Raw genomic sequence first — 19,329 nt, forward strand, 5'->3', positions numbered from 1 at the left:
CCAGCCCAACAGCTCAGCCCAGCAGATTAGGCACACGCATGGATGTCGTCGACATTTCCCGGTGGCAATTCGGGATCACGACCGTTTACCACTTCATTCTCGTCCCGCTGACCATCGGCCTCGCGCCGATGCTCGCGATCATGCAGACGGTTTGGTACAAGACCGGCAACGAGGCCTGGCTGCGGGCGACCAAGTTCTTCGGGAAGCTCTTCCTGATCAACTTCGCCCTCGGCGTCGCGACCGGCATCGTGCAGGAGTTCCAGTTCGGCATGAACTGGAGCGAATACAGCCGCTTCGTCGCCGACGTCTTCGGCGCGCCGCTGGCACTGGAGGGTCTGATCGCGTTCTTCGCCGAATCGACCTTCATCGGCCTGTGGATCTTCGGCTGGGGCCGACTGCCCAAGAAGATCCATCTGGCCTGCATCTGGATGGTGGCCTTCGGCGTCAACGCGTCGGCTTACTTCATCATCGCCGCCAACTCGTTCATGCAGCACCCGGTCGGCGTCGAATGGGACAACGAGCGGGGTCGCCCCGCGATGAACAACATCATCGCGCTGCTGACCAACAACACGACGCTCGCCGCCTTCCCGCACGTCGTCGCCGGCGCCCTGCTGACCGCGTCGACCTTCGTCGCCGCCATCGGCATCTGGTGGATGGCCCGCACGACGTGGCGCGCGCGCCAGCTGGAGCTCAAGGCCGACGGCGCCAAGGCGGAGCTTGAGGACACCAAGTCGCCGACGCTGGCCGAGGCCACCCCGGCCCAGCTGAACGCCGACGCCAAGGAGATGTGGCGGCCGGTGACCCGGTTCGCGCTGTGGCTGGTGATCGTGGCCGGCATCGGCACGATCCTGACCGGCGACCTGCAGGCGCAGATCATGTTCAAGCAGCAGCCGATGAAGATGGCCGCGGCGGAATCGCTCTGCAAGACCGAGCACAACGCGTCGTTCTCGGTGCTGTCGATCGGCCGGCAGAACAACTGCGACCACATCGACCACGTCATCGCCATCCCCGGCATGTTGTCGTTCATGGCCGACCACAAGTTCAACACCGAGATCAAGGGCGTCCAGGAACTCCAGAAGGAGTACGAGCAGAAGTTCGCGGGCAACCCCGCGCACAAGGGCCAGAACTACGCGCCCAACCTGTTCGTCACCTACTGGTCCTTCCGCGCGATGATCACGTGGGCCCTCGGCTCGGTCATCATCGCCCTCGGCGGGCTGTGGGCGACGCGCAAGAACCGCGTCGTGACGTCGCGCCGCTTCGGCTTCCTCGCACTGCTGCTGATCCCCACGCCGTTCCTGGCGAACGCCTCGGGCTGGATCTTCACCGAGATGGGCCGCCAGCCGTGGATCGTCGCGCCGAACTGGGCCGACAACCTCGATCCGCTGCGCACGTCGATGCTCGTGCAGCAGGGCGTGTCCAACAACTCGGCCGGTGTGGTGCTCGGTTCGCTGATCGTGTTCACGCTGCTCTACGGCGCGCTGGGCGTGGTGTGGTTCGCGCTGCAGCGCCGCTACATCCGGGAAGGCCCGGCGGCCCCGGGCGTCGAGCATGCCGCACTCGAAAAGGCCGAGGGCGACGGCAAGCTGTCGTTCGCGTACTGACCGGCGACCAGAAGATAGAGAGACGAGACGATCATGGGTTTGCCTGAATTCTGGTTCATCCTCATCGGAGTGCTGTTCACCGGCTACTTCGTGCTGGAGGGTTTCGACTTCGGCGTCGGCATGCTGATGGGCATCCTCGGCCGGGGCGACGACAAGAAGCGCCGCGCCATCCTCAACACCATCGGACCGTTGTGGGACGGCAACGAGGTCTGGCTGCTGACCGCCGGCGGTGCGATGTTCGCCGCCTTCGGCGGCTGGTACGCAACGATGTTCACCGCCTTCTACATCCCGCTGCTGATCATCCTGGTGGCGCTCATCGTGCGCGTGTGCGCCATCGAGTGGCGCGGCAAGATCAACGACGCCAAGTGGCGGCAGGTCTGGGACTGGTGCATCGCCATCGGGTCGTGGATCCCGGCGCTGCTGTGGGGCGTGGCGTTCGCCAACGTCGTGCGCGGTCTGCCGATCAACGAGAAGGCACAGTTCACCGGCACCTTCTGGGGCCTGCTGAACCCGTACGCACTCCTCGGCGGCCTGACGACGCTGATCGCCTTCCTCACCCACGGAGCGGTGTTCCTGGCGCTGAAGACGAGTGGCAACGTGCAGAAGGACTCGATCAAGCTCGCGTCGCGCCTGTCGATCGCGATGACGGTCGTCGCCGGCGCGTTCCTCGTCTGGACGCAGCTGTCCTACGGCAAGGGCTGGACCTGGGCCCCGGTGCTGATCGCGGCGCTCGCCGCGGTGGCGACCATCGTCCTCACCCACCAGGGCCGGGAGGGCTGGGCGTTCGTCGCGACGTCGATCGCGATCATCGGCACCATCGTCACGCTGTTCGGGTGCCTGTTCCCGAACGTGTTGCCGTCGACGACTGCCGCGGCCAACAGCCTGACCATCGACAACACCTCGTCGAGCCACTACACGCTGGTCATCATGACCTGGGCAGCGGCGCTGATCACCCCGATCGTCCTGCTCTACCAGGGCTGGTCGTACTGGGTGTTCCGCAAGCGCATCTCCGCGTCGGCCATTCCCGCCTCGACGGGTCTGGCATCCTTGCGCGGGTGAGCGAGACCGCCGCCCAGAAGTCTGACCGGGAGAGCCGGGCGCCGCTTGATCCGCGGTTGCTCCGGCTCTCGCCGTCTGCGCGGCGCTACGTCGGCGTCACCGTCGTCGCCGGATTGGTGACGACGCTCGCCGTCATCGCCGTCGCCTTCGCCGTCGCTTCGATCCTCTCGGATCTCGCGACCGACCCGGCGCGACGGTCCTTCGCGGCACAGCGCGGGCACCTGGCCCTGCTCGTCGGGGCCTTCGCCGTCCAGGTGGCCACGACCTACGCCGCGCAGCGCTATGCCCAGCGATCCGCACAAACCGTGATCGCCGAGGTGCGCGACGACGTCCTCGACAAGCTGACCGATCCGGCCCGCACCGACATGCGGGCCCTCGCCGACAGCCGCCGCTCGGCGACGACCGTGCTGCTGCGCGGCCTCGACGACCTCGGGCCGTACCTGTCCGGTTATGTGCCGTCGTTGATCCTGGCCGCCACGCTCACCCCGATCGTCATCGTCGTGATTGCCTGTGTCGACCTCGTGTCGGCGGGCCTGATCGTGCTGACCATCCCGCTGATCCCGATCTTCGGCATCCTCATCGGACTGATGACGCGCGACCGCACGCAGGAGAAGCTCGACGCCACGCAGCGCCAGCAGGCGACGCTGCTCGACCTGATCGCCGGAATCCCGACGTTGCGCGCGCTGCACCGCGCGCAGGGGGCGGCCAAGCAGGCGCGCGAGCTGGGGGAGTCGTGGCGGCAGTCGACGATGGGCACGCTGCGCGTCGCGTTCCTGTCCGGCGCGTGGCTGGAACTGATGGCGACGCTGTCGGTGGCGCTCGTCGCCGTCAGCATCGGCCTGCGGTTGGTCAACGGCTCGATGTCCCTGTTCGCCGGGGTCCTCGCGCTGGTCCTCGCGCCGGAGGCCTTCCGCCCGCTGCGGCAGGTCGGCGCCGCCTTCCACGACTCGGCCGACGGGGTGGCCGCCACCAACGCCGCCTTCGGGTTGACCGGCGGCGGGCAGGAGCTCGACGACGAGATCGACGACGCCGCGGTCGTCCCGCTGGCCGGCGTCGCCATCACGCTGTCCGGCGCCGGGGTGCGCTCGCGCGACGGCTGGGCGCCGCGGGACCTTGACGCCGACTGCGCACCGGGCACGATCACCGTGCTGACCGGTCCCAACGGATCGGGGAAGTCGACGGTCCTCGGCGCGCTGCTCGGCCTGGTCCGCCTCGATGAAGGAGCCGTCGTCGTCGGCGATCGCGTCCTGTCCCGAGCGCAGCGGGTCGCCTCGCAGGGCGAGATCGCGTGGCTGCCGCAGCACCCCGCGATCGTGCCCGGGACGGTCGCCGAGAACCTTGCGCTGTACGGGCCGCTCGACGCGGCGGCCCGGACGTCGGCGGCAGCGGCGACCGGCTGGGACACCGTGGCCGCCGAGCAGTTCGGCGCTGGCGCCGATCTCGACGCCACCGTGCTGGGCGAGGGCGGCATCGGACTGTCGGCGGGCCAACGCCAACGCCTCGCCCTCACCCGGACGCTCGCGCGCGAGGTCCCGGTCCTGATCCTCGACGAGCCCACCGCGCACCTCGACGCGCGGTCCCGTGCACGGGTGGTCGCGGCGGTTCGCGACCGGGCCCGCGCGGGTGCGACGGTGATCGTCGCCGCCCACCGCGCGGAGTGGCTCGAGGCGGCCGACACCGTCGTCGACCTTGTCGGCGAGGTGGCGCGATGAGCAGCGATCCGGTGTGGCGCGTCTTGCGCGCCTTGGACGTGCGGCGTCGCGGCGTCGCGCTGTCGCTGGTCTACGGCGTCGGCGGCACCCTCAGTGCACTCGGGCTCGCGGCACTGTCCGCCTGGCTGATCACCCGCGCGTGGCAGCAGCCGCCCATCCTGTCGCTGTCCATCGCGATCACCGCCGTCCGCCTGCTCGGCATCACCCGCGGCCTGTTCCGCTACCTGGAACGGCTCGCCAGCCACGACGTGGCGCTGCGGGCGATGACGACCGCCCGCGAGAAGGTCTACCGCGCGCTGTCGAACGGCGATGCGGCGACGACCGTGTCGATCCGCCGCGGCGACCTGCTGGCGCGCACCGGCGCCGACATCGACGAGATCGGCAATGCGCTGGTGCGGGCGGTCCTCCCGGCGGCGGTCGCCGCGATCACCGGCGTCGCCGCGGTCGCGATCATGTGGTTCGCATCCCCGGTTGCCGCTGTCGTGCTGGCGGCGGCACTGCTCCTCGCCGGCGTCGCGGCACCGGTGCTGGCGTCGCGCGGTGCGGCCGACACCGCCCGCGCGGCCGTGCGCGGGCGGTCGGACGTCTCCGCGGCGACGATGCTGCTGCTCGACCACGGTTCCGAGCTCGCGGTCGCCGGGCGTCGCGGAGGCGTCCTCGCCGACGTCTCCCGCGCCGAGGCCGAGGTCTCCGCCGCCACCGACCGCGGTGCGCGACTGCAGGCCCTCGCCGCCGCGGTCACCCCGCTGTCGATGGGCCTGACCGTCGTCGCGGCCTGCCTGATCGGCATCGGGCTGGCCGACGGCGGTGATCCGTCGCCGATGCGGTTGGGCGTGCTAATGCTGTTGGGCCTGTCGGCGTTCGACGCGATCGGACCGCTCGCCGCCGCCGGCGTGACTTGGCAGCACAGCCGCGCGGCTGCCGAGCGGGTGTTGGACCTCGTCGGGGAACCGGCCGACTGGTCGGGCGAGACGGCCGCAGATGTGCCGCGGCACGACGGTCCGGTGCGCTTGCGCGTCGATTCGCTGTCGTGGGGTTGGCCCGACGTCCCCGCGTTGGGCGGTCCGCTGACCCGCGAACTCGACGCCGGTGCGCGGTTGGTCGTGACCGGTGCGAGCGGCGTCGGGAAGTCGACGCTGCTGTTGACGCTGGCTGGGCTGCTGTCGCCGACGTCGGGAACGGTCACCGCGTCAACGCCCACGGGTGAGCCCGTCGACCTCGCCGCGGCCGCGCTGTACTGCGCCGAGGACGCGCACCTGTTCGCGGTGTCGGTGCGCGAGAACCTGCTCGTCGCGCGCGGTGATGCCACCGACGGGGAGATGGCGGCAGCGTTGGGGCAGGTCGGCCTGGGGGAGTGGCTGGCGGGGTTGCCCGACGGTCTCGACACGGTGCTGGTCGGGGGCGCCGAGGCGGTCTCCGGTGGTCAGCGTCGGCGGTTGTTGCTGGCGCGCGCCTTGTTGAACACCTCGCCGGTGGTGCTGCTCGACGAGCCGACCGAGCACCTCGACGCGACGGACTCGGACGAGCTGTTGCGCGCTGCGCTGGGCGATCTGTTCGGCCCGGAGCGGACAGTCGTGGTGGTGACCCACCACCTGCCAGCCGACGTCGAGCCCGACGTCGTGCTGCGCTAATCGCCGAGTGGGCACCAGATTATCGCCGAGTGGGCGGTCAAACAGCGCCGAGTGGGCGGTCGTCAGCCGGCGTAGCGGTCGAGCTTGGCCGACAGGCGCGGCGCCAACTCGCCGTCGACGAGGCGTTCCTCGACGTAGGCCAGCGCGCCGTCCTCGGCGATGCCGTAGAGGCGCTTGGCCCCGTGCAGTTTGGGGGCGCTGGCGGCGCTGACCAGTGCGTCGGTGGCAATCTCCCAGGCGGTCTGCGACAGCGGCTTGCCGTAGAAGAGTTCGATCGAGCCCTCGGCGTGGGCGATGACGACCTCGATGGAGTCGTCCTCGCTGATCCGCCAGAAGCCGGATTCGCGGAACAGGGGAGCGACGTAGTCGCCCTTGGCATCGACGGTCCAGGAGCGCGTCTGCCAGTTGAGGTAGTTGCGGCCGTCGTGGCTGACGATGATCTGCTCCTGGTACTGCAGATCGGCGCCGTCGTCGCCCAGTCCGTGGCCGACGCCCTCGCCGCGCCACACGCCCACCATCGGGAGCAGGGCGAGCAGGCCGTCGTGCAGGTTGGCGCCGTCGCGCAGGTTCGCGGTGTCTGCGGGCAGGGGCAGGTCGCCCCACGTCGGCAGATTGCGGGAGCCGGTCGTCTCGGCGATCGCAGCGGCCTGCTCGATCGCCTCGTTGCCCGAGCGGCTCACGACTCGTCGTTGACCAGGCGGTAAATGGCGTACAGCCCGAACCACGTGATGAGGATCGAGCACAGGACCAGAAGCGCGGTGAAGAAGTGTTCCACGGTCCTGATTCTAGCGGCTGTGGCCCGTCGTCGGAGGGTAGGGTCGGCACTGTCGGCCACCCGACACCGGACGAGGGGCACCGTACCCGGCCAGCGACAAGACGGTGCTTCGGAGGTGCGTCGTGGCGTGGCTGGTTCTCGTCGCTTCCGGAGTGCTCGAAGCCGTGTGGGCGACTGCACTGGGGCGGTCGGACGGGCTCACCCGCTTGGGGCCGACCGTCGTGTTCGCGGCGGCGCTCACCGCTTCGATGGCCGGCTTGGCGCTCGCGATGCGCACCCTGCCGACCGGCACCGCCTACGCCGTGTGGGTGGCCGTCGGCGCCGCGCTCACGATGCTGTACGCGATGGCGACGGGCGCTGAACCGGCGACGCTCCTGCGCGTCGTGTTGATCGTGACGATCGTCGGCTGCGTCGTCGGGCTCAAAATCGTCGGATGACCGCCCACTCGGCGAAATCCACCGCCCACTCGGCGTGATCAACCGCCCACTCGGCGAGAGGTCGGATGACCGGAAAGACATCCGCCCCCGCACCGACGAATCGGTACGGGGGCGGGTCTTACTGTCGAGCGCTACTTCGAGACGGTGATGGTCTCGGTGTGGACGCCCGGACCTTCCGGGGCGACGACGACGTCGCCGTTGCCGACGGAGCTGAGCGCGCGGAGCGTCCAGGTGCCGGGGGCGGCGAAGAAGCGGAAGTCGCCGGTACCGCTGGTCACGACCTCGGCGGTGAACTCACCGGTCGAGTCGAGCAGCCGGACGTAGGCGCCGGGCACCGGGGCGCCGGCGGAGTCGGTGACCTGCCCGGTGAGGACGGTCTCCTTCTCCACGTCGACGCCGGCCGGCAACTGCTGTCCCTGCTTGGGTGCTGCACACATGGTTACTTGCCCTCTCCCAGCTCGACCGGCACGCCGACCAGCGAGCCGTACTCGGTCCAGCTGCCGTCGTAGTTCTTGACGTTGTCGTGGCCGAGGAGCTCCTGCAGCACGAACCAGGTGTGGCTCGAGCGCTCACCGATGCGGCAGTAGGCGATGGTCTCCTTCTTGCCGTCCAGACCGGCCTCCTTGTAGAGCTCGGCGAGTTCGTCGTCGCTCTTGAAGGTGCCGTCCTCGTTGGCGGCCTTGCTCCACGGCACGTTGATGGCGCCGGGGATGTGGCCGGGGCGCTGGCTCTGCTCCTGCGGGAGGTGGGCCGGCGCGAGGATCTTGCCGCTGAACTCGTCGGGGCTGCGGACGTCGACCAGGTTCTTGGCGCCGATCGCCTCGACGACCTCGTCGCGGAAGGCGCGGATCGAGTTGTCGGGGTTCTGCGCGACGTAGTTCGTCGCCGGGCGGCTGACGGCGTCGGTGCTCAGCGGGCGACCGTCGAGCTCCCACTTCTTGCGACCGCCGTCGAGCAGCTTCACGTCCTGGTGGCCGTACAGCTTGAAGTACCAGTACGCGTAGGCCGCGAACCAGTTGTTGTTGCCGCCGTAGAGGACGACGGTGTCGTCGTTGGCGATACCGCGCTCGGACAGGAGCTTGCCGAACTGCTCCTGGTTGACGAAGTCGCGGCGGACCGGGTCCTGCAGGTCGGTCTTCCAGTCGAGCTTGACGGCGCCGGGGATGTGCCCGGTGTCGTAGGCGCTGGTGTCCTCGTCGACCTCGACGAAGACGACCTTGTCGGTGTTCAGGTTCTGCTCAGCCCAATCGGCGCTGACCAGGACGTCGTTGCGTGCCATGGTGAATCCCTTTCACAGTGAAAATCGGTGGGGGCGTGGAACCGGACGGTTCCGGGGGTGGAACACGAGGTTCCGCGGGGGTGATGACGGCCGTGTCAGGACTGCCCGATTTCACGGGCAAGTGGGGAACACGAGATGCCTAGAAGAATCCGCTGCCGCCATCGTCAGGTGGAGGCGCGGGGGCGACCACCGTCTAGCGACAGCAACAGGCCGCGAAACGACAGAAGTCGATCGCGTAGCGGCGGGTGAGCATCAGCTCTCGGCCTGTTTGCATGCCACGACCATACAACAGCGGGCCGCAATCGTCAGAACTGGTCCGGTGTGGCCGTCAGCACAGCGGCCTTTCCGCTGATCAGAACGTCGCTGCCGGCACTGTTCGCGATCGTCGGCACGACGCCCCACGGCAGTCGCGGGTACGGCACGCGCCCGCTGAAACGCTGCAGCACGGCCTGCCGGATTTCCGGCGGCACCTCGCCGCGGGCGTGCTCCTCGGGGCCACGGTAGAAGTCGGTCGCCGCGATGTTCAACTGCCCGTCGACGACGGACAGGTCGACGACCACGCTCACGCGCACCGGTTGGCCGGTATCGGGCTTCACGATGAACCGGTCCTTCGCCGACGGCGGGTACAAGCCGTCGGTGCGCGGGTTCGGCCGCATCGGGGGCACGGTGACCGTGCCGGTGAGCAGCACGCCCGACGACCGTTCCAGCAGCCCGTCGCCGGGACCGCCGCCGCCGGCGCGATCGGCCGGGGCCGGGGTGTTCACCGAGAGGTCGGTGATGTCGAGCATGCGCCCGAGGTTCACCGAGTCCAGCTTCGCGGACGCCGTCACGCGCCGCATCGTGAGCGGTGCCCGGCTGCGCCAGTCGGCGAGACCGCGCACCTCGTCGGCGCGGACGCCCAGCTCGGCCCAGCAGGGCGTGGTGTCGCAGGTCGTCGGCACTCCGCGCAGGTCGGGCGGGCCCGCCGCCCGGATGCCGCGGGCGGTGATGGTCAGACCGGGGAACCGGCCGTCTTGGGCGTGGCGGAAGTAGGGGAATCCGCCGAGGGTGACCTCCGGTTCGGAAGCGACGCGCGGCGACGTTTCCAGTGCGGTCGCCAGGCGGTGCTCGCTGCGACCGGCCCGCACGGTGTCCACCGTCACGAAACCGACGATTAGTGCTGTGACCAGCGCAATCACCGAGATCACGGCCCGACGCGGCCGACTCGGCGAGTCATCGATGTGAACTGCGGGTGTCATCAGCGTTATTCTTACACCTGAATCCCGCTGCCGCCGTCGTCAGTGGGCGTCTTCCGACGACGCCCGATCAATCCGACGCAGAAGCGGAGTTGCGATGGACCTCTTGCTCCTGACCTCCCACCCCGACCCCGGCTCGGTCCTGCCCTCCTTGGCCCTGCTGGCCCACAACGTGCGCCATGCCCCGGCCGATGTTTCGGCACTGCTCAACACCGAATCCGCCGAGGCCGTGCTCGTCGACGCCCGCGCCGATCTGGCCGCCGCCCGCAACCTCTGCCGCCTGATCGCGAGCACCGCGACCGTCCCGGTCGTTGCTGTCCTCACCGAGGGCGGGCTCATCGCCGTCAACGCGGAATGGAACCTCGACGACTTCCTGCTCGCCGACATCGGCCCCGCCGAACTCGACGCACGCCTGCGGATGCTGACCGCGCGACGGGTGAGCCAACGGCCGGAGGAGGGCAGCACGAAACTGACCCTCGGTGCCGTGACCATCGACGAGGAGACCTACACGGCCCGCCTGCGCGGCAAGCCGATGGACCTGACCTACAAGGAGTTCGAACTCCTCAAGTACCTGGTCGCCCACGTCGGCCGCGTCTTCACCCGCGCGCAACTCCTGCACGAGGTGTGGGGCTACGACTACTTCGGCGGCACCCGCACCGTCGACGTCCACATCCGACGACTGCGCGCCAAACTCGGCTCCGAGCACGAGGCGCTGATCGGCACGGTCCGCAACGTCGGCTACAAGGCGGTGCGCCCGGCCCGCGGCCAGAGCGCCGACGGCGAGGCCGACACCGGTGAGGATGCGGTGGTCACCGATGACATACTCGACGAGGAGAGCGAGACCGCCGCGACCTAGCGGCAGACGACGGGAGGCCGGGCGATGACCGACGCGGCCCCCGCGATCGAACTCCACGCCTCCTTGGCGGCCGACGAGCAGCGGGCCATCCGCGCCATGCTGGTCGCCGCGCAGCAGGCCGACGGTGTCGAAGCCCTCGGGGAAGCCCCCGTTGCCGCGCTCGGCGCGGCCAGTCCGGCGGTGACTCACGTCCTCGCCCGCCGGGGGAACGCGACCGTCGGCTACGCCTCGATCCTGCCCGGCCGCGACGGCGAGCCCGCCATGGTCGAGCTGGTCGTCGCGCCCGACGCGCGTCGCCGGGGCATCGGCACCGCGTTGGCGCGCCAGGCGTTGGCCGCGGCGGGCGACGAGTCGCGCGTCTGGGCCCACGGGGACCTGCCGGCCGCGCAGGCGATGGCCGAACGACTCGGGCTGGTGCCGCGCCGTGAACTGCTGCAGCTGCGCCGCGACGTCGGGCCGGCGAACCCGCTGCCGGCGTTGCCCACCCGCGACGACATCGTCCTGCGCACCTACGCGGGCCACGGTGACGACGCCGAGATCCTTCGGGTGAACAATGCCGCCTTCGACTGGCATCCCGAGCAGGGCGGCTGGACCGCCGCGCAGATCGGCGAGCGCACCGGTGCCGACTGGTTCGACCCGGCGGGGCTGTTCCTCGCCTTCGACGCCGGGCGGCCCGAGACGCTGCTGGGCTTCCACTGGACGAAGGTGCACGGCCCGGCGTTGGGCGAGGTCTACATCGTCGGCGTCGATCCCGCCGCGCAGGGCCGGGGGCTGGGCCGACTGCTCACGTTGGCCGGACTGCAGCACTTGGCGCACCGGGTGCCGACGGTGAACCTCTACGTCGAGGGCGACAACACCGCGGCCCTGCACACCTACGAGAACCTGGGCTTCACCCGCTACCGCGCCGACGTCGCGTACGGGCCGCGCTGATCGGCTAGGTGGTCTCGATCAACTGCTGCGGCGTCATGCCCGTGGTCTGGAAGACGACGCGGCGGCCGATCAGCACGGCGTGGTCGGCGAAGCGCTCGTAGTAGCGGCCCAGCAGCGTCACATCGACCGCGGCGGCGACGCCGTGCTTCCACTCGCGGTCCATCAGGACGGAGAACAGGTGGCGGTGGAGGTCGTCCATCGCGTCGTCGTCCTCCTCGAGCTTCAGCGCGTCCTGCGGGTCCTGTGACTCGAGGACCTCGCGGGCGCTGTGGGCGAGTTTGACCGCCAGGCGGCCCATCTCGGCGAAGTAGCCGTTGACCTCTTCGGGCAGGGCCTTGTTCGGGTGTCGGCGGCGGGCGACCTTGGCGACGTGGAGGGCGAGGGCGCCCATGCGGTCGACGTCGGCGACGATCTGGAACCCGGTGACGGTGGCGCGCAGGTCCGCGGGCTTGGGTGCCTGCTGGGCGAGAAGGGCGAAGGCCTGCTTCTCGGCCTTGGCGGACAGGTCGGTCATCCGGTCGTGGTCGGTGATGACCTGTTCGGCCACCGGCAGGTCGGCCTGCAGGAGTGCCCGCGTGGCCAGATCCATGGCCTGCCCGGCGAGATCGCACATCTCGCCGAGGATTCCGTTGAGCGCGGCCACCTGTTCCTGGTACGCGCTGGTCTTGCCCGACCGCTTACGCATGGGACCAGCCTACTGGTGCCGACGGCGTTTTCGCTGTTGGCAGGGCTAGTTGCAGGTCGCGTCGCCGGCGTTGGTGACGGCGAGGTCGCTGGGCAGGTTCGCGGCGATCTTGCGCGGCGGCAGCTGGTTCACGGTGATCGGCGTGCCGGCCTTCGGCGTCGCCTTGAGCCGCGGCGCGCGCTTGTAGTCGGCGCCGAGGACTACCTCGACACCCGCCTTGACCGTCTTGTCGGCCTGGATCGTGGCGCCGGGGAACAGCTTGGCGACCGTCGCGGCGGCGTCCCGCTGACCTGGGCCGTAACGCACGACCGTCTTGTCCATCTGCTGGGTCGCGTCGGCGACACCGCGGATCTCGAAGCCCTTCGGCGTCATCTGCTCGCTGGCCTTGCCGGCGAGGCCGGCCTTGTCGGTGCCGTTGAGGATGCGGACGGCGACCTTCGACGGCGTCACGGCCTGTGCGCCCACCGTCGGCGGGGTCGAGGGATCGGCCGGTGCGCCGGGGGCGCCGCCCTTGTCGTCGGTCTTGGTCGGCTTCGGCTTGGGCTTCTCGCCCGGCAGCGGCTGGTCGGTGATGATCGCGTTGAAGAGCGCCTGGGTGTCTTCGTCGCGCATGATCTCGTTGTTCTGCCCGTCCTCGCTGGTGCCGGAGGTCGGGATGGTCACGAAGGTCACGCGGCCGGCGTCGATGCCGCGCATCGAGTCGGCCAGGTCGAGCAGCGACTGCGTGTCGACGTTGTCGACGAGGGCGTTGCGCGTGAACGTGCGGGCGACGCGGTTCAGCTTGGCCGGGTTCGACAGCACATTGCGCGAGAGCGTCGAGCGCAGCAGCGACGACATGAACAGCTGCTGGCGGTGGATGCGGCCGTAGTCGCCGTTGGTCTCGGTCGACACCATGCGGGCGCGGACGTACTTGAGCGCCTTGCGGCCGTTGAGGCGCTGGCGGCCCGCCTTCGGCAGGACGGTGCCGATCTCGTAGTCGTAGAGCGGGGTGGTCGAGCAGACGTACACGCCGCCGACGACGTCGACGATCTTGCGGAACGTCACGAAGTCCATGCCGACGAAGTGGTTGATGTGCAGACCGCTGATCTTGGTGATCGTCTTCACCAGGCCGGCCGGGCCGCACGAGCCGTAGACCGAGTTCAGCTTGACGTTGTCCTCGGAGTACACGGTCATGCCGGAGTACTTGCCGGTCTTGCTGTTGTAGCCCTCGCAGTCGGGGCGGGTGACCGCCAGGTCGCGCGGGAAGGAGACGGCGACGACGCGGCTGCGGTTGGCGGGGATGTTGACCAGGATGATCGTGTCCGCGCGGACGGTGTCGATCATCTCGTCGGTACCGGCGCCGAAGAGTCCGTTCTTGCCGACGCGGGTGTCCGAGCCGACGATCAGATAGTTCTCGTCGCCGTACTGCTGCTTCTTTTCCTTGATGTTCTTGTCTTCGTGGTCCAGCGCCTGGATGTTGCGCCACGACCCGTTGACCGACCCGTTGACCGCCCAGGTGACGCCGGTGCCGACGAGCGCCATCACGCAGGCCGCGGCGGCGACCACGCGACCGGCCACCTTGCCGTCGCGGCGCAGCAGCTCTTGGCGAGTGAGGTCCTTGCGACCGCGCTTGGTCGCCAGCTCGACGGGGTCGGGAGTCTTCTGCAGCGCCTGGTGCCGCGATTCGGTGCGGACCCGGCGGTGGGTGGCGGTCGAGCCGAGGTCGACGGGGGTGTCCGGCGTGCGGCGGCGGACCACCGGGATGCGCTGGGTGACCTCGTCGGAGATCGGACCGTCGCCGTCGTCGACCTTGCGGTAGACGGGCTGGCTTTGGTCGAGCCAGGGCTGCGCGGGGCGCGGCGGCGGGGCCTGCGGACGCGGCGTGGCGTCCATCTGGGCCATCAGTTCGCGGACGGTCAGCCGCGAGCGGCCGCGCACGAACCGATCACGGTCGGCGGGCTCGCGCAGGATTCCGGGGTTGCCCGCGCCGCGGCCGGGGCCGGTCGGCGGGGTGGCACCGGCGGGACCGCCGGGAGTGGTCCAGCCGCCGGTGGGAGCGCCGTCGGGGGCCCGGCGACGGCCACTGCCGCGCTTCGGGCCGCCGGCGTCGTCGCCCGGTGGTCGCTGGTTACTCACCTAGAAAGGTCCTTCGGTTCGGAAAAGCACATACCGGCTGTCCATGGTACCGGCGGCACCTGAGAGCTTCCCGTGCCGCCGTGGGACTGTGATGCAAACCAAAGCGGCCCGTCACAGTGGTGTTATCGGTCATCCGCCCGAGTGCATTACGTCGGCCGCGCGCGGCACGGCGGTGTCCTCGGGGTCGTCGAGCCAGCCGTACGGCAGCGACACCTTGCCCGGCGAGCCCTGGCGGCCGCGCGGGCCGGCCGCGGCGTCGGGGAACGGGACATCGGGATCGAGTTGGGCGAGCAGGTCGTCGACCTCGTCGACGGTCGAGACCGACGCGAAGCCGCGGCGCAGGTCGCCGCCGACGGGAAAGCCCATCAGGTACCAGGCCATGTGTTTGCGCAGGTCGCGCAGTCCCCGGTCCTCGCCGTGGTGCTCGGCCAGCAGGACGGCGTGCCGGTGGATGATCGCCGCGACTTCGCCGAGGGTCGGCGGCGTGGGGAGCGGCTCGCCGCGCAGCGCGGCGTCCAACTCGGCGAACAACCAGGGGCGGCCCAGGCAGCCGCGGCCGATGACGACGCCGTCGCAGTCGGTCTGCGCCATCATCGCCACGGCGTCGTCGGCGCTGAAGATGTCGCCGTTGCCCAGCACCGGGATGGTGGTCACCGCCTGCTTGAGCTCGCCGATCGAGTTCCAATCGGCCTCGCCCGAATAGCGTTGCGCCGCGGTGCGGGCGTGCAGGGCGACGGCCGCGCAGCCGGCGTCCTCGGCGATGCGGCCGGTGTCGAGGAAGGTCAGGTGCTCGTCGTCGATGCCCTTGCGGAACTTGACCGTCACCGGGACGCCGTAGGGCGTTGCGGCGTCCACCATGGCGCCCAGGATGCGCGCGAGCAGCCCCCGCTTGTAGGGGAGGGCGGCGCCGCCGCCGAGCTTGGTCACCTTGGGCACCGGGCAGCCCAGGTTGAGGTCGATGTGGTCGGCGCGGCCCTCACCGGCGACGATCCGCACGGCTTCGCCGAGGTTCACCGGGTCGACGCCGTACAGCTGCATCGAGCGCGGCGACTCGTCGTCGTCGAAGCTGATCATGCTCAGCGTCTTGGGGTTGCGCTCGACGATCGCGCGGGCGGTGATCATCTCGCACACGTAGATCGACGTCGAGCTGCCGAACTCGCGGCACAGGCGGCGGTAGGCGCGGTTGGTCACGCCCGCCATCGGGGCCAAAACCACCGGCGGATCGACCCCGAAGGGGCCGATCCGCAGGGTGGGTTGTTCGGTGACGCTGGTCAGGAGGCCTGCTTCGCAGCCTTGGCGGCCTCGCGGGCCAGTGCGCGGTCGCGCATCTCCTCGAAGCGGGCGGCGTCCTTGTCCAGCTGCTCGAGGAAGGTGGCGAGCTCCTCGCGGGTCTTCTCGCCCTCCGGACCGAAGTCGGTGCGGCCGAAGACGTCCCACTTGCGCAGGACCGGCATGACGACCTCGTCGAGGTGCTGGCGCAGGTCGTAGATGCCGTGCTTGGCCATCAGCACGCCGTGGCGGCGGAAGTTGGGCATCCCGGCGCCGGGCATCTGGAAGTTGGTGACGATGTCGGTCACCGCGCGCAGCGTCTGGTCCGGCGACAGGTCCATGCCGGCGCCGCAGATGTTGCGGTAGAAGACCATGTGCAGGTTCTCGTCGGCCGCGATGCGCTGGAGCATGCGGTCAGCGATCGGGTCGTCGCAGGCCTTGCCGGTGTTGCGGTGGCTCACGCGGGTGGCCAGCTCCTGGAAGGTCACGTAGGCGACCGAGTGCAGCAGGCCGATCTCGTCGGCGTCGCCGTACTCGTTGACCAGGTCCTCCATGCGGTCGGCGGCGACCAGCACCGGGTCGTAGCCGTTGGTCATGTGGATCATGCGGGCCTCTTCGAGGGCGACCGGGTCCACGCCGCGGGTGACGACCAGGTAGTCGCGCATCACGATGCCGTGGCGGTTCTCCTCGGCGGTCCAGCGACCGACCCAGTGGCCCCACGCGGAGTCCATCGAGAAGTTGTCGGCGATCACGCGGTGGTACGAGGGCAGGTTGTCCTCGGTGAGCAGGTTGGTGATCATCGCGGCCTTGGCGACCTCGTTCAGCTCGGACTGCTCCGGGTCGTAGTCGGAGCCGCCGAGGGGCGCGTAGTCCTGGCCCTCGTCCCACGGGATGTAGTCGTGGGGGTTCCAGTCGCGGGCCTGCTTGAGGTGCCGGTTGACGTTGTCCTCGGCGACCGGGGCCAGTTCCTGCAGCAGCTCCAGCTGCGTCAGCGTGCGGGACATATTCTGAACCTCCGAAAATGCGCTAGGGGTCGACCGGGAACGGGCCCGGACAAGTATTCAATGCCCAGCGTACGGCACTACCACCGTCGACCCAAGTCCTCCGCGCGCCGTATCGGCGCACGGGTGGGGCTCGTGTGACGCGGCGGCGCGGGCCGATGCGGGGGTCAGCGCGAGGCGAACATCTGCCCGTAGGTGTCCATCCACTTCTGCGCCGATTCGTCGATAGTGCCCAGTTCAACGGCCTTCTCGCACCACTTCATGGCGGCCTGGCCGAACAGCAGGGGGTTGTAGACGTCCTCGGCGCGGCTCCACAGGCCGTCTCCGGCATACGTCAGGATCGTGATGTTCGTCGCGGTGATGTGTGTCCCGTCACCCGGGTCGCGCATCGGGTTGTCGACCTCGCAGATCACGCGGGCGGTCGTCGGGTCGATGACGTGCCACAGCGACGGGTAGCCGGTCATGTGGGTGCCGGGGAACGAGTGCATCTGCTTGTTGATCCACTTGCGGACCTGCTCGCGGCCCTTCATCGTGCCGACGGCGTGCTCGATGTAGTCGACGTCCTCGGTGTAGAGGTCGGCCCAGCGGTCCCAGTCGCGGGACTCGGCGACCTCGGCGATGGCGGCGTGGTGGGCTTTGAAGGCGGCGTCGAGTTCGTCGGCGCTGAACCGGGTGTCCTTTTTGGGGGTCATGGCTGAATCGTAGCCATGCGCCGCGCCGCGCTAGCCCAGGTCGTCGAGCCAGGGTGCCGCGGAGGCGTCCGACGGCGAGCGCCAGTCGCCGCGCGGCGACAGCGAGCCGCCCGAACCGACCTTCGGGCCGTTCGGCATCGCGGTGCGCTTGAACTGGTTGGCCATGAACCGCTTCAGGAAGACGGTCAGCCACTTGGTGATCGTCGCGTCGTCGTACTTCTCGCCCCACGCCTGGCGCGCCAGGTAGGCGACCTTGCGCGGGCGGAAGCCGTAGCGCGTGAGGTGGTAGAGGAAGAAGTCGTGCAGCTCGTACGGGCCGACGGCGTCCTCGGTGCTCTGGATCGCCCCGCCGGGGCCCGGCGGGACCAGCTCGGGGGAGATGACGTCGTCGAGGACCGCCCGCAGGACCTCGGCGGTCGTGGCGTCGTATTCCTCGGTGTCGATCATCCAGCGGATGAGGTGCTTGATGAGCGTCTTGGGGACCGAGCCGTTGACGTTGTAGTGCGACATCTGGTCGCCGACGCCGTAGGTGCACCAGCCGAGGGCGAGTTCGGACAGGTCGCCGGTGCCCAGCACGAGCGCGCGGTGCTCGTTGGCCAGGCGGAACAGCAGCGACGTCCGCTGGCCGGCCTGGACGTTCTCGAAGGTCGTGTCGTAGACCTCCTCGCCGGCGGCGACCGGGTGGTCGAGGTCGGCGAGCATCTGCCGGCAGGCCGGGCGGATGTCGATCTCGCTGCCGGAGACGCCGAGCGAGCCCATCAAGTCCAGCGCGCGGCTGCGCGTCGCCGTTCCGGTCGCGAAACCGGGCATCGTGTACGCGAGGATGTTGGTGCGCGGCAGGCCGAGGCGGTCGAAGGCGTCGACGGCCACCAGCAGCGCCAGAGTCGAGTCCAGGCCGCCGGAGACGCCGATGACGATCTTCTCGATGCCGGTGGCGCGCAGTCGCTGGGTAAGGCCCTGTACCTGGATGTTGCCCACTTCGCGACAGCGCTCGTCGCGGTCGGCGCCCGGCGGCGGAACGAAGGGGAAGGCGGGCACCGTGCGGCGCAGGTCGCCGGTGGCCGGGAGCTTGCCGAGCGCCACCGGGATGCGGCGCAGGTCGCGCAGCGCCTCGGCGTAGTCGCCGACCTGGTCGCGCAGGCTCGTCATCCGGGCGCGCTCCTGGCGCAGCCGGTCCAGGTCGACGTCCGCGGTGATGGTCTGGTCCTCGGTGGCGAAGGGTGTGCTGCGCGCGAGCAGGGAGCCGTTCTCGGTGATGAGCGCGTCGCCGTCCCAGGCGAGGTCGGTCGTCGACTCGCCGTAGCCGGAGGCGACGTAGACGTGGGCGGCGATGTTGCGCGCCGACGTCGCCGTGGAGAGTTCGCGCCGGTAGGCCTCTTTGCCGACGGTGACCGGCGAGCCGGACAGGTTCACCAGCACGGTCGCGCCGCCCAGGGCCGCCCACGTCGACGGCGGGATGGGCACCCACCCGTCCTCACAGATCTCGACGTGCACGGTCAGACCGGGCACATCGGTGGCCTCGAACAGCAGGTCCGAGCCGAACGGCACCGTCGCGCCGAGCACGGTCACCTCGTCGACGGGGCTGGTCCGGGCGGCGGCGAAGACGCGCTGCTCGTAGAACTCCCGGTAGTTGGGAAGGTACGACTTCGGCACGACGCCGAGGATCTCGCCGTCGTGCAGCACGGCGGCGGTGTTGAACAGGCCGTCGCCGACGCGCAGCGGGACGCCGACGCAGACGAGCGACGCCAACCCGGCGGTGGCCTTGCGGACCTCGTCGAGCGCGGTCAGGGCGGCATCGAGCAGGGCGTCCTGCTGAACGAGGTCGTCGACGCTGTAGCCGGTGAGGCCGAGCTCGGGGAAGGCGATGACCGCAGCCCCGTCGCGGGCGGCCGCCTTGAGGAGCGCGACGGTGCGCTCGGCGTTCGCCGCCGGATCGGCCAGCGCGACGACGGGCACGGCGGCGCTGACCCGGACGAATCCGTGGTCGGCCGCCGAGTCCTTCGCCTTCGCCGTGCGTTTGCTGCTCACACGACGAGCGTAGCGGTGCTGGTC

17 protein-coding genes and 1 riboswitch are annotated in these 19,329 nt (G+C 69.9%); of the genes, 7 read left to right on the forward strand and 10 right to left on the reverse strand.

Annotation, left to right across the window (positions count from 1 at the left end; all coding sequences use genetic code 11):
* Window positions 1-38: 38 nt before the first annotated feature.
* Genes QM728_RS02570 through cydC form a run of 4 tightly spaced genes read left to right on the forward strand, consistent with a single transcriptional unit; the run spans window position 39 to window position 6,003 of the window.
* Entirely contained in the window at window positions 39-1,601 is a 1,563-nt protein-coding gene (locus QM728_RS02570) for a cytochrome ubiquinol oxidase subunit I (RefSeq protein WP_415030488.1), read from the forward strand.
* Window positions 1,602-1,634: 33 nt separating this feature from the next.
* Window positions 1,635-2,660, forward strand: a complete 1,026-nt coding sequence (gene cydB / locus QM728_RS02575; protein WP_415030489.1) for a cytochrome d ubiquinol oxidase subunit II — start codon at window positions 1,635-1,637, stop codon at window positions 2,658-2,660.
* Complete coding sequence (gene cydD / locus QM728_RS02580) at window positions 2,657-4,372, forward strand: thiol reductant ABC exporter subunit CydD (RefSeq protein ID WP_415030490.1); 1,716 nt, start codon at window positions 2,657-2,659, stop codon at window positions 4,370-4,372. Before cydB ends, cydD begins: the two co-directional genes overlap by 4 nt.
* Window positions 4,369-6,003: a thiol reductant ABC exporter subunit CydC gene (cydC, locus tag QM728_RS02585; RefSeq protein ID WP_415030491.1), complete on the forward strand. Its 1,635-nt coding sequence runs from the start codon at window positions 4,369-4,371 to the stop codon at window positions 6,001-6,003. Before cydD ends, cydC begins: the two co-directional genes overlap by 4 nt.
* A 62-nt stretch (window positions 6,004-6,065) precedes the next feature.
* On the opposite strand, the gene QM728_RS02590 is transcribed toward cydC, so the two are convergent.
* Entirely contained in the window at window positions 6,066-6,683 is a 618-nt protein-coding gene (locus tag QM728_RS02590; RefSeq protein ID WP_415030492.1) for an FABP family protein, read from the reverse strand.
* Between the two features lie 141 nt (window positions 6,684-6,824).
* Window positions 6,825-6,889: riboswitch (guanidine-III (ykkC-III) riboswitch) on the forward strand.
* A gap of 11 nt (window positions 6,890-6,900) precedes the next feature.
* On the opposite strand from QM728_RS02590, the gene QM728_RS02595 reads away from it, so the two are divergent.
* Entirely contained in the window at window positions 6,901-7,215 is a 315-nt protein-coding gene (locus tag QM728_RS02595) for a DMT family transporter (protein WP_415030493.1), read from the forward strand.
* A gap of 131 nt (window positions 7,216-7,346) precedes the next feature.
* Here the strand turns inward: QM728_RS02595 and QM728_RS02600 are convergent, their stop codons facing one another.
* The 3 genes from QM728_RS02600 to QM728_RS02610 all read right to left on the reverse strand — a co-directional run bounded on the left by QM728_RS02600 (window position 7,347) and on the right by QM728_RS02610 (window position 9,636).
* Window positions 7,347-7,652 carry a DUF1416 domain-containing protein gene (locus QM728_RS02600; RefSeq protein ID WP_415030494.1) on the reverse strand — a complete coding sequence of 102 codons (306 nt, stop codon included), beginning with the start codon at window positions 7,650-7,652 and terminating at the stop codon, window positions 7,347-7,349.
* Between the two features lie 2 nt (window positions 7,653-7,654).
* On the reverse strand, window positions 7,655-8,494 hold the full coding sequence (locus tag QM728_RS02605) for a sulfurtransferase (RefSeq protein ID WP_415030495.1): 840 nt from the start codon (window positions 8,492-8,494) through the stop codon (window positions 7,655-7,657).
* 305 nt (window positions 8,495-8,799) lie between these two features.
* Window positions 8,800-9,636 carry a DUF2993 domain-containing protein gene (locus tag QM728_RS02610; RefSeq protein ID WP_415030496.1) on the reverse strand — a complete coding sequence of 279 codons (837 nt, stop codon included), beginning with the start codon at window positions 9,634-9,636 and terminating at the stop codon, window positions 8,800-8,802.
* A gap of 190 nt (window positions 9,637-9,826) precedes the next feature.
* Between QM728_RS02610 and QM728_RS02615 the strand changes: the two genes are divergently transcribed.
* Both QM728_RS02615 and mshD read left to right on the forward strand, forming a co-directional pair.
* Window positions 9,827-10,585, forward strand: a complete 759-nt coding sequence (locus QM728_RS02615) for a winged helix-turn-helix domain-containing protein (RefSeq protein WP_415030497.1) — start codon at window positions 9,827-9,829, stop codon at window positions 10,583-10,585.
* A 24-nt stretch (window positions 10,586-10,609) separates the two neighbouring features.
* Window positions 10,610-11,515 carry a mycothiol synthase gene (gene mshD, locus QM728_RS02620; protein ID WP_415030498.1) on the forward strand — a complete coding sequence of 302 codons (906 nt, stop codon included), beginning with the start codon at window positions 10,610-10,612 and terminating at the stop codon, window positions 11,513-11,515.
* Window positions 11,516-11,519: 4 nt separating this feature from the next.
* On the opposite strand, the gene phoU is transcribed toward mshD, so the two are convergent.
* The 6 genes from phoU to QM728_RS02650 all read right to left on the reverse strand — a co-directional run bounded on the left by phoU (window position 11,520) and on the right by QM728_RS02650 (window position 19,305).
* A complete protein-coding gene (gene phoU, locus QM728_RS02625; RefSeq protein ID WP_415030499.1) occupies window positions 11,520-12,200 on the reverse strand; it encodes a phosphate signaling complex protein PhoU in 681 nt (226 codons plus the stop codon).
* 45 nt (window positions 12,201-12,245) lie between these two features.
* Window positions 12,246-14,315, reverse strand: coding sequence for an LCP family protein (locus tag QM728_RS02630; RefSeq protein ID WP_415030500.1), 2,070 nt, complete (start codon window positions 14,313-14,315; stop codon window positions 12,246-12,248).
* A gap of 129 nt (window positions 14,316-14,444) precedes the next feature.
* Window positions 14,445-15,563 carry a tRNA dihydrouridine synthase DusB gene (dusB, locus tag QM728_RS02635; protein WP_415032820.1) on the reverse strand — a complete coding sequence of 373 codons (1,119 nt, stop codon included), beginning with the start codon at window positions 15,561-15,563 and terminating at the stop codon, window positions 14,445-14,447.
* A 23-nt stretch (window positions 15,564-15,586) separates the two neighbouring features.
* Window positions 15,587-16,588, reverse strand: a complete 1,002-nt coding sequence (locus QM728_RS02640) for an acyl-ACP desaturase (RefSeq protein ID WP_415030501.1) — start codon at window positions 16,586-16,588, stop codon at window positions 15,587-15,589.
* Between the two features lie 164 nt (window positions 16,589-16,752).
* Window positions 16,753-17,277 carry a nuclear transport factor 2 family protein gene (locus QM728_RS02645; protein WP_415030502.1) on the reverse strand — a complete coding sequence of 175 codons (525 nt, stop codon included), beginning with the start codon at window positions 17,275-17,277 and terminating at the stop codon, window positions 16,753-16,755.
* Window positions 17,278-17,307: 30 nt separating this feature from the next.
* A complete protein-coding gene (locus QM728_RS02650; RefSeq protein WP_415030503.1) occupies window positions 17,308-19,305 on the reverse strand; it encodes an NAD(+) synthase in 1,998 nt (665 codons plus the stop codon).
* Window positions 19,306-19,329 lie beyond the last annotated feature (24 nt).

This window comes from Gordonia sp. (in: high G+C Gram-positive bacteria) (assembly GCF_047602025.1).
Taxonomy (GTDB): Bacteria; Actinomycetota; Actinomycetes; order Mycobacteriales; family Mycobacteriaceae; genus Gordonia.

Bases quoted from the DNA above. Each gene is read 5' to 3' on its own strand.
- QM728_RS02605 (WP_415030495.1), bottom strand. From the start codon at position 8,494: ATGGCACGCAACGACGTCCTGGTCAGCGCCGATTGGGCTGAGCAGAAC.
- cydB (WP_415030489.1), top strand. From the start codon at position 1,635: ATGGGTTTGCCTGAATTCTGGTTCATCCTCATCGGAGTGCTGTTCACC.
- QM728_RS02570 (WP_415030488.1), top strand. From the start codon at position 39: ATGGATGTCGTCGACATTTCCCGGTGGCAATTCGGGATCACGACCGTT.
- QM728_RS02645 (WP_415030502.1), bottom strand. From the start codon at position 17,277: ATGACCCCCAAAAAGGACACCCGGTTCAGCGCCGACGAACTCGACGCC.
- QM728_RS02640 (WP_415030501.1), bottom strand. From the start codon at position 16,588: ATGTCCCGCACGCTGACGCAGCTGGAGCTGCTGCAGGAACTGGCCCCG.
- phoU (WP_415030499.1), bottom strand. From the start codon at position 12,200: ATGCGTAAGCGGTCGGGCAAGACCAGCGCGTACCAGGAACAGGTGGCC.
- cydC (WP_415030491.1), top strand. From the start codon at position 4,369: ATGAGCAGCGATCCGGTGTGGCGCGTCTTGCGCGCCTTGGACGTGCGG.
- QM728_RS02615 (WP_415030497.1), top strand. From the start codon at position 9,827: ATGGACCTCTTGCTCCTGACCTCCCACCCCGACCCCGGCTCGGTCCTG.
- QM728_RS02600 (WP_415030494.1), bottom strand. From the start codon at position 7,652: ATGTGTGCAGCACCCAAGCAGGGACAGCAGTTGCCGGCCGGCGTCGAC.
- mshD (WP_415030498.1), top strand. From the start codon at position 10,610: ATGACCGACGCGGCCCCCGCGATCGAACTCCACGCCTCCTTGGCGGCC.